At 72.1% G+C, this 12,520-nt stretch carries 13 protein-coding genes; 5 read left to right on the top strand and 8 right to left on the bottom strand.

Translation table 11 applies throughout. The annotated features are described in order from the left end of the window. Nucleotides 1-53: 53 nt before the first annotated feature. Complete coding sequence (locus tag O7546_RS25795) at nt 54-1,565, bottom strand: alpha-N-arabinofuranosidase (RefSeq protein WP_281600116.1); 1,512 nt, start codon at nt 1,563-1,565, stop codon at nt 54-56. A 150-nt stretch (nt 1,566-1,715) separates the two neighbouring features. Between O7546_RS25795 and O7546_RS25790 the strand changes: the two genes are divergently transcribed. Further along, nucleotides 1,716-2,714, top strand: a complete 999-nt coding sequence (locus O7546_RS25790; protein WP_194801499.1) for a LacI family DNA-binding transcriptional regulator — start codon at nt 1,716-1,718, stop codon at nt 2,712-2,714. A gap of 119 nt (nt 2,715-2,833) precedes the next feature. Here O7546_RS25790 and O7546_RS25785 read toward each other — a convergent pair whose 3' ends face one another. From O7546_RS25785 to O7546_RS25775, 3 genes are all read right to left on the bottom strand, one after another. Then, on the bottom strand, nt 2,834-3,559 hold the full coding sequence (locus O7546_RS25785; protein ID WP_194801498.1) for a methyltransferase domain-containing protein: 726 nt from the start codon (nt 3,557-3,559) through the stop codon (nt 2,834-2,836). A 403-nt stretch (nt 3,560-3,962) separates the two neighbouring features. Beyond that, the gene (locus O7546_RS25780; RefSeq protein WP_194801497.1) at nt 3,963-4,280 is read right to left on the bottom strand and encodes a hypothetical protein; all 318 of its coding nucleotides are present in this window, start codon (nt 4,278-4,280) and stop codon (nt 3,963-3,965) included. 38 nt (nt 4,281-4,318) lie between these two features. After that, nucleotides 4,319-5,956, bottom strand: coding sequence for an ABC-F family ATP-binding cassette domain-containing protein (locus O7546_RS25775; RefSeq protein WP_281600115.1), 1,638 nt, complete (start codon nt 5,954-5,956; stop codon nt 4,319-4,321). Between the two features lie 85 nt (nt 5,957-6,041). Between O7546_RS25775 and O7546_RS25770 the strand changes: the two genes are divergently transcribed. From O7546_RS25770 to O7546_RS25755, 4 genes are all read left to right on the top strand, one after another. Further along, on the top strand, nt 6,042-6,812 hold the full coding sequence (locus O7546_RS25770) for an ROK family protein (RefSeq protein ID WP_194801495.1): 771 nt from the start codon (nt 6,042-6,044) through the stop codon (nt 6,810-6,812). A gap of 87 nt (nt 6,813-6,899) precedes the next feature. Continuing rightward, on the top strand, nt 6,900-7,262 hold the full coding sequence (locus O7546_RS25765) for a tetratricopeptide repeat protein (RefSeq protein WP_018787684.1): 363 nt from the start codon (nt 6,900-6,902) through the stop codon (nt 7,260-7,262). Nucleotides 7,263-7,321: 59 nt separating this feature from the next. After that, nucleotides 7,322-7,576, top strand: a complete 255-nt coding sequence (locus O7546_RS25760; protein ID WP_013288724.1) for a Smr/MutS family protein — start codon at nt 7,322-7,324, stop codon at nt 7,574-7,576. A 46-nt stretch (nt 7,577-7,622) separates the two neighbouring features. Continuing rightward, nucleotides 7,623-8,018: a CPCC family cysteine-rich protein gene (locus O7546_RS25755; RefSeq protein ID WP_194801494.1), complete on the top strand. Its 396-nt coding sequence runs from the start codon at nt 7,623-7,625 to the stop codon at nt 8,016-8,018. Between the two features lie 83 nt (nt 8,019-8,101). Here the strand turns inward: O7546_RS25755 and O7546_RS25750 are convergent, their stop codons facing one another. The 4 genes from O7546_RS25750 to O7546_RS25735 form a co-directional block, all read right to left on the bottom strand. Continuing rightward, complete coding sequence (locus O7546_RS25750; protein WP_194801493.1) at nt 8,102-8,812, bottom strand: hypothetical protein; 711 nt, start codon at nt 8,810-8,812, stop codon at nt 8,102-8,104. 157 nt (nt 8,813-8,969) lie between these two features. Beyond that, nucleotides 8,970-9,518 (bottom strand): YciI family protein, encoded by a 549-nt coding sequence (locus O7546_RS25745; protein WP_269697697.1) that lies wholly within the window; start codon nt 9,516-9,518, stop codon nt 8,970-8,972. A gap of 4 nt (nt 9,519-9,522) precedes the next feature. Continuing rightward, nucleotides 9,523-9,918 (bottom strand): hypothetical protein, encoded by a 396-nt coding sequence (locus tag O7546_RS25740; protein WP_194801491.1) that lies wholly within the window; start codon nt 9,916-9,918, stop codon nt 9,523-9,525. Nucleotides 9,919-10,071: 153 nt separating this feature from the next. Further along, complete coding sequence (locus O7546_RS25735; RefSeq protein ID WP_281600114.1) at nt 10,072-12,450, bottom strand: M28 family peptidase; 2,379 nt, start codon at nt 12,448-12,450, stop codon at nt 10,072-10,074. Nucleotides 12,451-12,520: the final 70 nt, after the last annotated feature.

Raw genomic sequence — 12,520 nt, 5'->3', positions numbered from 1 at the left:
CCCTTCCTTACCCGCTCACCCCTTCCGCTGCGGGAGACGCCCTGGATGACGTGTCACGGCGCCGGCACGAAGCGCAGCAGGTTCCAGGAGGTGGCCGGCAGCAGCACGGAGACCCGGCCGCCGTCGACAGCGGGAGTGGTGAGGTCCCGGGGTGTGACCCGCTCCGGGTCCGCCTCGGTGTTCGTGGCGTCCGGGTCGGTTCCGGCCGCCACTGTGGTGTGTGCCTCGGCTCGCAGGCCGGGCAGGCCGCGCAGGTCCAGGTCGAGCGGGACGTCCTGCGAGCTGCGGTTGACCGCGAAGACGGCCAGCGCGCCGGTCTCCTCGTCGTGCACGGCGACGGTGTCCAGCGCGGGCACGTCGCCGTACCGCCGGGTCTCGTGGGTGGGGCCGGTGGGCTCGGTCCGCAGCACGGTGCCGCGGGCGTACCGGGCGGTCAGCGCGAACGGGTGGAAGATGCTCTGCCGCCACGCCGGACCGCCGTTGCGGGTACGGATCGGGGCGATCACGTTGGCGAGCTGCGCCTGGCACGCCACGCCGATGCGGTCGGCGTGCCGGAGCAGGGTGATCAGCAGGTCGCCCACCACCACCGCGTCGATCGCGGTGTAGTCGTCCTCGATCAGCGCCGGCGCCTCGACCCAGCCACGCCGGTCCAGGTCGGACTGGAGGCGGGACTGGTACCAGACGTTCCACTCGTCGAAGGAGATCTTCAGCTTGCGCTTCTGCCGCAGCTTGGCGCCCACGTAATCGGCGGTGGCGACGACCTCGGTGATGAAGGCGTCCATGTCGACGGCGGAGGCGAGCAGGCTGGCCCGGTCGCCGTCGGAGGGGTCGTAGTAGGTGTGGGCGGAGATGTAGTCGACGTGCTCGTAGGTGTGCTCCAGCACCGTCGCCTCCCACGCGGCGAACGTGGGCATGCCCCGGCCGGAGCTGCCGCAGGCGACCAGGCTGATCGAGGGGTCGATCATCTTCATCGCGCGGGCGGTCTCGGCGGCGAGGCGGCCGTACTCGTCGGCGGTCTTGTGCCCGACCTGCCACGGCCCGTCCATCTCGTTGCCGAGGCACCACAGCCGTACCCCGTACGGCTGCTCGGCGCCGTGCTTGCGGCGCCGGTCGGACATCTGGGTGCCGCCCGGGTGGTTTGTGTACTCCAGCAGATCGAGCGCCTCGGTCACGCCGCGGGTGCCGAGGTTGACCGCCATCATCGGCTCGATCCCGGCCTCGGCCGCCCAGGTCATGAACTCGTCGAGCCCGAACTCGTTTGTCTCGACGGTCTTCCAGGCCAGGTCGAGCCGGCGCGGGCGGTCACCGACCGGGCCGATGCCGTCCTCCCAGCGGTAGCTGGAGACGAAGTTGCCGCCCGGGTAGCGGACCACGGAGACGCCCAGCTCACGGGTCAGGTCCAGCACGTCGCGCCGCAGCCCTCGCCGGTCGGCTGTGGGGTGGCCCGGTTCGTACACCCCGCCGTAGACGCAGCGGCCCATGTGCTCGACGAAGGAGCCGAAGATCCGGCGATCCGCTGGCGCGACCCGGAACGCCGGATCGATCGTGAGCTGCGCGTTCGGCACGATGGCAACCTCTCCCTCGCTGCTGGTTCGGGTGACCGCTGTCACTCCGTTGTCAGTGGTTTGTACAACGTTGTAAGCGCCCGTGTAAAGAGGCAGTTGCGTCGCCGTGGCGCGGTACAGTGCGGCCAGCGTTCACCGGAAGGAAGTGCAGTGCGGCACAGGCTCAAGGACGTCGCGGAGCGCGCCGGAGTGTCGGTGAAGACCGTCTCCAACGTCGTCAACGGCTACCAGCACGTGCGCGCCGACACCCGGGCCCGCGTCGAGGAGGCCATCGCCGCGCTCAACTACCGGCCCAACCTTTCTGCTCGCAACCTGCGCAAGGGCCGCACCGGGGTGATCGCGCTGGCCGTACCCGAACTGGACATCCCCTACTTCGCCGAGCTGGCCCGGCACGTCGTCACCGCCGCCGCCGACCACGGCTGGACGGTCCTGATCGACCAGACCGGTGGTCGCTCCGAGCGGGAGCGCAAGGCCGCCAGCGGGATCGGCGACCACATGATCGACGGCCTGATCCTGAGCCCGCTCGCGCTCACCGCCGACGACCTCGCCGCGCTGGCCGGCCTGCCCGTGGTGCTGCTCGGCGAACGCGTCGACCACGGCCCTGCCGACCACGTCATGATCGACAACGTGGCCGCCGCCCGCGAGATCACCGCCCACCTGCTCGGGCTCGGCCGCCGCCGGATCGCCGCGATCGGCTCCCGGCGGACCCCCGAGGGCGCGAGCGCCCGCCTCCGCCTGGCCGGCTACACCGCCGCGCTGGCCGAGGCCGGCATCGCGTACGACGAGCGCCTGGTGGCGCCCGCGCCGGCCTGGCACCGCGCGGACGGCGCCGCCGCCATGCGGCACCTGCTCACCACGGGGGTACGCCCCGACGCCGTCTTCTGCTTCAACGACACGCTCGCGCTCGGCGCGCTGCGTGCCCTGCACGAGATGGGCCTGCGCGTGCCCGAGGACGTCGCGGTGGCCGGCTTCGACGATATCGAGGACGGCCGCTTCTCGATCCCGACGCTGACCACTGTCGCCCCCGACAAGGAACGCATCGCCCGCCTCGCGGTAGAGCTCCTGGCGGGCCGCCTGGGCCCCGACCGCGACTCCCCACCGCGCGAACTGGTGGCCCCCCACCACCTGGCCCTGCGCGAGTCCGCCTAACCCGCGTTCTCGTCCCCGTCGATCATGAAGTTGACGGCGAAGTCGATCTCCTTGAGTGCCGCCAACTTCATGATCGACGGGGTGGTCCTGGGGGTGGTCCTGGGGGTGGTCGGCGAGGGTCAGTCGAAGAAGCGGGCCAGGTGGGACGGGGGTGGGGCGGGGGCGTCCGGCGGCAGGGGGGTCAGGTCGGCGAAGATCGAGGCGCCGTCGCAGCCGACGTGCAGCGGATACCAGCGCGGCGTACCGGGTGGGCGCTGACCGCAGATGCCCTTGAACGTCTGCACGTCGAGCAGGCGTACGTGCGTCGGGTCGGCCACCGCGTTGACGTGCCGCCACCAGGGGCTCATCACGTGCAGCACCCCGCCGGGCCGCAGCACCCGGTGGCACTCGTCGAACAGCGGCAGGAAGTCGATCAGGTGCTCGACGATGTGCACCGCGAAGAACACGTCCACCGAGTCGTCGCGCAGCGGCAGCGAGCCGGCCAGGTTGGCGACCGCGTTCACGCCCGGCGCCGGGTAGATGTCCAGCCCCAGGTTGCCCGGCCACTGCTTGGTCGCGCCGCAGCCCAGGTCGACCACCACCGGCGCCCGCCCGGCCACTGTGACCCGGCACCAGACCCCGAGTACGCCGGACAGCCGGCCGATCAGCTCCCGTACCAGCCGTAGCTGCTCCGGGTCGGCGACCTCGCCGGTCAGGTGCGCCACCCCCCGGTCGAAGCGCACCTCGACCGCTGTTCCGCGCAGCCGCTCGTCGTGCCGGACCATGTCGGCCCACGCCTCGGCGAGGAAGCCGTCGGTCTGCCGGAGTCGCTCACCCGAGAGCGCGGTCTGCCCCATCGCCACCATGCGCCACCTCCGGCGGCCCGTTACCCCCGATTCGCCCCGATATACCCCGCCAGCACGCCTCCGTCCACCCCGGCCCCCCGCTCAACCGCGCCCCGCCCGCGTCGGCCCCGCCCGCCCAATCGCGCCCCAGCCCTCCGTCCGACCACCGGCGTGTGCCTGAGATCTTGGAAGATTTCGGCCCCTATGGGGGCACTTTCCTTCCAAGATCTCCCGCGACTCGGGCGTGGATGGACCCAAACTCCTTGATCACCGCCGGTCTCGGGTCGGGTTGTGCGCGGCGATGGCGGGGGTCTGGGCTGCGCCTCGTCGATCATGGAGTTGCGGCCCGGACCAAGCTCGCGAAAGGGGCAGGCGAGGGCCGTCACTGCAAGATCAGCGGCGGGAGGGGAGAGAGGAAGGCGAGTCAGGGGGAGAGGGTTCGGCGGACTGTGCGGGAGCCTCGAATGCGCTGGCGCGGCTGGGCGGCCGCTGCCTTCGGGCGCTTGAGGTGGTAGCGGTGCAACTCGTTGTTGCCCGGCAGCGACGGGTCCTCGCTCATCGCGACCAGTTCCCAGCCCTGGTCACCGGCCCGGTTCAGGTGGGCCAGCGCGGTGTCGCCGTACGGCGTCACGTCGATCATGGAGCCGTCCGGGCCGTACCAGATGAAGACGACCTCCCACCCGGCGTCGGTGGCGGCGGCCTGGCGGCGGCGGACCAGCAGCGCGTACTCCCACTTGAGCATGCGCTCATTGTGGACCCGCGCGCGCCGGTCGGCACGGATCAGTGTTCGGCGATCCGTCCGTCCGCGACGCGCAGCCGCCGGTTCACGCTCACCGCGTCGAGCATCCGCCGGTCGTGGGTCACCAGCAGCAGCGTGCCGGGATAGGTGGCCAGCGCCGACTCCAGCTGCTCGATCGCGGCCAGGTCGAGGTGGTTCGTCGGCTCGTCGAGCACCAGCAGGCTCACGCCGCGCCCCTGGAGCAGGGCCAGCGCGGCCCGGGTCCGCTCGCCGGGCGACAGCGTCGCCGCCGGCCGCAGCACGTGGTCGGCGCGCAGCCCGAACTTCGCCAGCAGCGTCCGCACGTCCGCCGGGGCGAGATCGGGTACGGCGGCGCCGAACGCGTCGAGCAGCGGCTGGTCGCCGAGGAACAGCCCTCGGGCCTGGTCGACCTCGCCGACCACCACACCCGGGCCGAGCGCTGCGTGCCCCTCGTCCAGTGGCAGCCGGCCGAGCAGCGCGGCGAGCAGGGTGCTCTTGCCGGAGCCGTTCGCCCCGGTGATCGCCACCCGGTCGGCCCAGTCGATCTGCAGGTCCAGCGGCCCGAGCGTGAAGCCGCCACGGCGTACCACTGCTCCTCGGAGCGAGGCCACGACGGCGCCGGCGCGGGGCGCGGCGGCGATCTCCATCCGCAGCTCCCACTCCTTGCGCGGCTCCTCGACCACCTCCAGCCGCTCGATCAGCCGGGCGGTCTGCTTGGCCTTCGCGGCCTGCTTCTCGGTCGACTCGGCGCGGTACTTGCGGCCGATCTTGTCGTTGTCGGTGGCCTTGCGGCGGGCGTTCTTGACGCCCTTCTCCATCCACGCCCGCTGGGTGCGGGCGCGCGCCTCCAGGTCGGCCTTCGTGTCGGCGTACTCCTCGTACTCCTCGCGGGCGTGCCGGCGCGCCACCTCCCGCTCCTCCAGGTAGGCCGCGTAGCCACCGCCGTAGTGGTTGACCTGCCGCTGGTGCAGGTCCAGCTCGACGATCCGGGTGACCGTGCGGGTGAGGAACTCCCGGTCGTGGCTGACCACCACGGTCCCGGCGCGCAGCCCGGTGACGAAGCGTTCCAGCCGGTCCAGCCCGGCCAGGTCGAGGTCGTTTGTGGGCTCGTCGAGCAGGAAGACGTCGTATCGGCTGAGCAGCAGCGACGCGAGCCCGGCGCGGGCGGCCTGCCCGCCGGACAGGCCGGTCATCGGATGGTCCAGGCCGACGTCGAGACCCAGCTCCGCCGCCACCTGCGCGGCCCGTTCGTCCAGATCCGCGCCGCCGAGGTCGAGCCAGCGTTCCAGAGCATTCGCGTACGTGTCGTCGGCGCCCGCCGTCCCGGCGGTGAGCGCCTCGGTGGCGGCATCAAGCGCGGCCTGCGCGGCGGTCACCCCGGTGCGCCGGGCCAGGAACTCGCGGACCGTCTCGCCGGGCCGGCGCTCCGGCTCCTGCGGCAGGTAGCCGACCGTCGCCGTGGGCGGGCTGAGCGAGACCGAGCCCTGCTCGCGGGGGACAAGACCGGCGAGGGTACGCAGCAGCGTGGACTTGCCAGCGCCGTTGACCCCGACCAGCCCCACCACGTCGCCGGGCGCGACGACCAGGTCGAGGTCTTCGAAGAGGAGGCGGTCACCGTGGCCGGCGGTGAGGTCCTTGGCGATCAACGTGGCGCTCATCAGATGACCGAGCCTACCGGCGGGCGCATCCGGATTACCGTGACCCGCGCTCGCGGCGGCGCCGGTCTGAGGGAGACTCACAGCCGTGGTGACCACACTGGCGATCGACTGTGGTGGCGGCGGGATAAAGGCCTCCGTACTGGATGCCGCCGGAACCATGCGCGCACGGCCGCTGCGCGTGCCCACGCCGTACCCGTTGCCGCCGGCCTTGTTCGTCAAGACGCTGCTGGATCTCGGTGCCCGCCTGCCCGCGGCGGACCGGCTCACCGTCGGCATGCCCGGCATGATCCGGCACGGCGTCGTGGTGGCGACGCCGCACTACGTGACCCGCTCCGGGCCGCGCAGCCGCGTCGATCCCGAACTTCTGGCCGAGTGGTCCGGGTACGACGCGCGCACCGCGTTAGCCGAGGCGTTCGGTGTGCCGGCGCTGGTGCTGAACGACGCCGAGGTGCACGGCGCGGGCGTGGTCGCCGGGACCGGCTGCGAGCTGGTGCTGACGCTCGGCACCGGGCTGGGCAGCGCGTTGTTCGACGGCGGGGTGCTGGCGCCGCACCTGGAGCTGTCGCACGCACCGGTGCGGTGGAACACCACGTACGACACGTACGTGGGGGAGCCGGAACGGCGGCGGCTCGGCGACGCGTTCTGGTCGCGGCGGATCCGGCAGGTGGTGGACGGCCTGCGGCCGGTGTTCCGCTGGGACCGGCTGTATCTCGGCGGCGGCAACTCGCGGCTGATCCGGCCCGAGCAGGTGGCCCGGATGGGCGACGACGTGGTGATCGTCCCGAACACTGCCGGAATCGTCGGTGGTGTCCGGGCCTGGGACCTGATCGGCGGCCGGTACGACCCGACCACCTGATCTTCGCCCCGAGGAACACTCGCGCTCGCGCCGGTGTTGTGCCAGCGTCGGACCTAGGGCCTGGCGCGACACGAGGAGGTGGGTCGAGTGGATCTTCTGGCGGAGTACCGGCGGGCGACCATGTTCTTCGAAGCGGGTGACCCGACCGGAGCGGCCCGGCTGCTCGAACCGATCATCGAGGCGGAGCCGGACAACTCCTCGGTCCGGCAGCTGCTGGCCCGCGCGTACTTCCAGTCGGCCCAGCTCAACCGGGCCGAGGAGCAGCTGCGCGAGCTGGTCGACCGGGACCCGAGCGACCACTACGCGCACCACGTGCTCGGCCGCACGCTGGAGCGGATGAACCGGCCGGTGGACGCGCTGCGGCACCTGCGCATCGCGGCAGCGATGTACTCGACGAACACCGACTACGCCACCGCGCTGCGCCGGGTGGAGGGCAAGGTCGGTCGTTGACCGATGACGCGGAAGGGCAGCCCGCCCGGGCTGCCCTTCCGCGTACCTAGGATGGGACCGTGAAGCTCAAGCTCGATCTCCACGACATCTACAACAAGGGCCACGACATCGATCGTGCGCTGCGCGGGATCATGGACGAGGCGGTGGCGAAGAAGGCCACACTCGTGGAGATCATCCCGGGCAAGGGCTCCGGCGCGTTGAAGAAGAAGGTGCTGCGCTTCCTCGACCAGAAGGACGTGAAGCAGCTCTACCACCGGGTCGAGAAGGACTCGAAGAACTTCGGCCGCCTTTTCGTGCACTTCCGCTGGAAGTAGCGGTATCCCGGTCACTTCAACCGATCGACGAGGCGAGGTGCAGAGGATGGACGAGCATGCCGGCAAGCAGGAGGGGCCGTCCGCAGAAGAACTCGCGCGTCGCACCAGGTGGTTTGAGCAGTACGTCGAGGGGCTGAACCAGCGTTCTGTGGTGGCCGAGGCGGGTGGCGAACCCTACGCGTGTCCCTGCTGCCGGCACCCGACGCTCGAAGGGCGAGGTCAGTTCGAGATCTGCTTCGTGTGCGGTTGGGAGGACGACGGGCAGGACGACGAGGACGCGGACACGGTGCGGGGTGGCCCCAACGGTTCGCTCAGTCTGACGGATGCCCGTCGTGCCTACGCCGAACGGCCGGTCAGTCTGTCGGATGCGCGGCGTGCCTATGCCGAGCGACGAGCCCGTTGGGAGCACAGACGCCGTCGATCAACGCCCGGGACGGCTTGACGTGCTCGGACGGCACACCCGGTCGCATCCGGCCAGCGCTCAGGCGCTCTGGGGTGGTGGCGCCTTCGCGTCTGCTCACCAGGTCAGGCTGCGGTGAGCACCGTTATGGGGAGGCCGAAGGTGGTTGTTCCGGGACCGTGCCCGACGCCGATCAGGACCCGGTTGCCGAGCGGAGCGGCCAGGCGCACCACCACCTCGCGCTCCTCGGCGTAGTCCAGCCGATAACCGTTCCCGTCGCGGGCGACCTCCACCGGCTCGACGAGCACCGCCGTGTCCGTCTCGAACACCTCGGCGTCGGGGTAGTCGGCGTATTGCGCGGGCGTTCCGATGAATCGGAACGTCAGGGTGCGCCCATCGTGCGCGAGCACGGCCTCCTCGTGATGAGCGGCTCCTACGCCGGGTGGCCGCCACGTCATCCGACGTTCGAAGTCCGGGTCCAAGGCGATGAACGGCCATCGCCGGTCGTCGGGGTGCATCATCCACGCCGGGAGTTCGCGTGTGCCCCGGTCGGTGGCGAACGGTCCGTTCGCCCGGATGATGTTCGCCAGCGGTCTCTGCGCTCCGCTCTGCACGTCACGGCAGTAGTCGACGGCGGCCGGCGCGATCTCCGGCGGCAACTCGGACTCCGGGACGCCGGGGGCGTCGAACAACGACCGCCACTGCGTGTCCACCATGAGTCGGTCGAGCGCTCTGATGCCCATCGCTGTCAGCACGATCGGACGCGGCTCGCGGTGAACGGGGAAACCGTCCCACATCGCCAGCGCCTGCCGCGCACACTCCGGATCGCTTGGCACGTCGCCAGCCTAGCCACCTGTGGACACTCGGCGGCGTACCCCAGTCGGCGAACCGCCCTCGCCGCACCGACAGAGCCTGTGCAGTTCGCCGAGCCGCACGTCGCCTACGACATAAGGGGATACCGTGAGACCCGGTTGGGAGATCACGAGTAGCCGGTTACGCCGGGCGGCCGCCGAACACCCAGTTGTGCACCTCGACCTCGGCGTACCGGTCAGCGGCCAGCACGGCGCGCGCCTCGTCCGGCCCGGTCGCCCGCACCAGCGCCGCCGTCCCCACCCACGTCACGCCGTCGTCGGACAGCAACGGCCCGTACGCGATCAACTCGTCCTGCCGCTGCGGAAGCACCGGGCCGTCGTCCTGCTCCGGGCCGAGGCCCAGCACCAGGTAGCGGTTGCCGCCGGTCCGGCCGCCGGGGAAGTCCCACATGGTGCGGTCCAGCATGTTCCGCCACCGGCGCAGCATCACGTCCCGGTACGCGCCGGCCTGGTAGTTGGGCTCGTCGAAGGCGAACGCCCGCGCGTCGGCGAGGCCGGGCAGGCCCAGGAGGTGCACGCTTCCCGTCGGAGTGCCGTCGACGGCAAGGGTCGGGCCGCGCGCGATCATCTGCTCCGCGAACCGGTCCATGTAGGCCCAGTGCTCCTCGACCAGGTCACTCCGCAACGCCTTCGAGCCGTGCCGGTCCCGGTGGTAGCAGAAGAAGTCCATGCCCTCAGCCGGCCAGCTCGGTGGAGCCGTCCCAGCCGTTGTATCCCTGCTGCGTGATCCCGCCGTCGGCGTAGGTGTAGGACCAGCGTTCGCCCGTCTCGCCCTCGAACCGGACGGTTCCCGCGCGTACGAACGGGGCCAGCGCGACGTAGAAGGCGATGGCCTGGCCCGACCACTTGAAGTCGTCCCGGCTCTGGCCGACCTCGATCCAGTCGCCGTCGCGGACGAACGTGGCCGCACCCACCCACGCCATGTCGGTCAACGTCTCGGGCGTGGGTGGCAGGTCCGGGTCGAACCAGCCGTCCCGCTGGGAGCAGGCGACCCGGACAGCGGCGAGAGCGGCCGCCTCGTCGCCCTCGGGAAGGTGCAGGCGGCCGGACGGCTCCACGTTGTATCCCACGGCACCGATGCTAGGGAGATCCACTGACGCTGTCAGACCCGCTCGCGGGATCATGCCGACTCCAGTACGCCGAAGTGGCGGTATCACGGCGCGCGGATACCGCCACTTCGGCGAGGTGGTGTCGATCAAGCGCTGGTGTCGATCAAGCGGCGGTCAGAGCGGGTACGTGCGCGCCACCGCCAGCATCTCCGAACTGTGCGAGCCGACCACTCCCACACCCGCCGGCCGCTTCCGGAACCCGGGCACCCCGGAGACCCCGTCACTGGCGTCCATCGCCCGCACCGACACGGCACCGCCGCGCGGCACGAGCGTCAGCGTGACCTCGACACCCTCCGGCGGCGGGGCGTGGAACACGATCCCGAACCCCCACTTCCCGTCGCCCGGCTCGACCGGCACGCTCCGCCCGGCCACCGTGGCGGACCGCACTGTGGCGGTGCCGGTGTCGACGTGCAGTGTGAGCAGGCGTACCTGCCGCTGCGGCACCACCCGCACGCGCAGCACACGCTGGTCACCGTCGCGGGTGTCGGAGAGCGTCTCCACCTTCGGGGCGGGCAGCGGCGCGGCCGTGGCCGGCCCGGCGCGCATCTCGCCGTCGCCCAGCCCGGGGAAGTCGTCGGCCAGCGAGATGCTCCGGTCGACGTATCCGTCGGTCCAGGGCTGCGGCTTCTCCTCGCGAGTCAGCCACGCCGCCTTCCCGGTGCCCGCGTCCAGCGCGTACATCAGGTGGGTCGGCACGGGATGTGCGGCGTCGAAGCGGTCCACTGCGAGGCCGACCCCGGCGAGCACCACCGCCGCCAGCGCGGCGGCCGCGGCGGGCAGCGCGCCGAGCCGGCGTGCGCGCAGCGCGAGCAGGCCGCGCTGGCCGCCGGCCCGGGGGTGCAGCAGGTCCACCACCGGGAGTACGGCGAGGCCGAGCAGCACCGCGACGAGCGCGGCTACCGCGCCCATGCCCATGCCGAGCGCCGGGAACAGCAGCACCACCGGAGGCAGCAGGATTACCACTGCCACCGCGGCGGCGAGCGTCACCGCGACCACCGGCCACGGTCCGTCGCGGCGGGTGGCGAGCGCGGCGAAACCGGCGAGCGCACCGGCCAGGGCGGGCAGTGTCGTCAGGTACGCCCCGCCGGGTACCGCCACGGCGAGCAGCACACCGAACACGGCGAGCCAGGCCAGCCCGCCGAACGCCAGCGCGGCCGGGCCGACGCGGCGGCGCAGCAGCGCGTACCAGCAGAACAGCACCGCGGCGGCGAGCGCCACGACGGCGAGCCGATACCAGACCGGGCGGTACGGGTCGAGCAGTTCGGCGTACCCCGGGCGGATCGTGGTGATCGCGGCCCAGAGCAGCCACGCGCCGAGCGGTGCCACGACGACCGGCACCAGGGTGAGGCCGAAGCCGGCGGCGAGCGTGCCGGCGGTGGCCCGGCCCCGGATGCGCAGGAACCAGCCGAGGGCGCCGACGGCGAGCAGCGCGATCACGGCCAGCGGCACCGTCAGCCAGCCGGGGTAGCTGATCAGGCCGCCGAGCACCGGGAAGTAGGTGTCGTCGTGGTCGGCGCTCAGGTCACTCAGATCGGTACGGCCGAACTCGCGGGCCAGGCCGAGCGCGTTGTCACCGTGCATCTGGAGGCTGCCCCGGTCCATCCGGGCCGGCACGTCCAGCGGGGTGTGGTAGATCGCGCCGCCGTCGATGTACGCGGAGTTCAGCCCGACGAACTTCCGGTCCAGGAACGCGGTGAAGTCGGTGTCGTTCGGCAGCGCCCGGTAGATCTCCACCGCGAACGAGGTGCCCACCGGGTGCGGCGCGGCCCTGCCGAAGATCTCGACCAGCTTCGCGTTGTCCCGGGACGTCTCGAACATGATCACCGGGCCGGTGGAGCCACGCGCCTCCAGGTTGAGCACCACCCCGCCGTCGCGGGCGAGCGGATGGTCGCCGGCGAACCCGGCGGCCCCGCACAGGCACGCCTCCTCCGCGTCGGTCAGCACGAATACGATGTCGTTGCGGGGGCGCGGGCCGGTGGTCAGCGCCCGGGCCACCTCCAGGATCGCGGCGGTGCCGGCCGCGTCGTCGTTGCCGCCCGGCCCGGTCTGCACCGAGTCGTAGTGCGAGACCAGGAACACCTTCCCGGTCGGGTCGGTGCCGGGAAGCCGGGCCACCACGTTGCGGACCCGGGCCAGCGTCGCCCCGCCCGCCGCGCCGGACAGCTGCCCGGCCTCGGGCGCGACCGTGTCCTGCACCTCGGTCTGAAGGCCCAGCCCGCGCAGCGTCGCCACCAGGTGCTCGCGTACCCGGTCGTTTGCGGCGCTGCCCGCCACGTGCGGCTCGGCGGCGATCACCTCGACGTTCCGGAACGCCCGGGCGGCGCTGAAGTCGCCGGCGGGCGCGTCCGCCGGACGTGGCGCCGGGGTGGAGAGGCCGACCAGGACGCCCGCCCCGACGGCGAGCAGCGCGACGAGCGCGGCCAGGGCGGCGATCGGCCGGCGGCGGGGCCTGCTGAACGCGCGGTCGGCGGGGCGGGTGGGGGGTGCGCCCACAGGGACTCCTCGGGGTGGATCTACGGGGTGGGATCATCCTGCACCCCCGAGGGCCGCGGCGGCAGTCCTC

This window comes from Micromonospora sp. WMMA1976, assembly GCF_027497335.1.
In the GTDB taxonomy this organism is placed as follows: domain Bacteria; phylum Actinomycetota; class Actinomycetes; order Mycobacteriales; family Micromonosporaceae; genus Micromonospora; species Micromonospora aurantiaca.
This window is presented reverse-complemented; position numbering and strand designations above follow the sequence as displayed.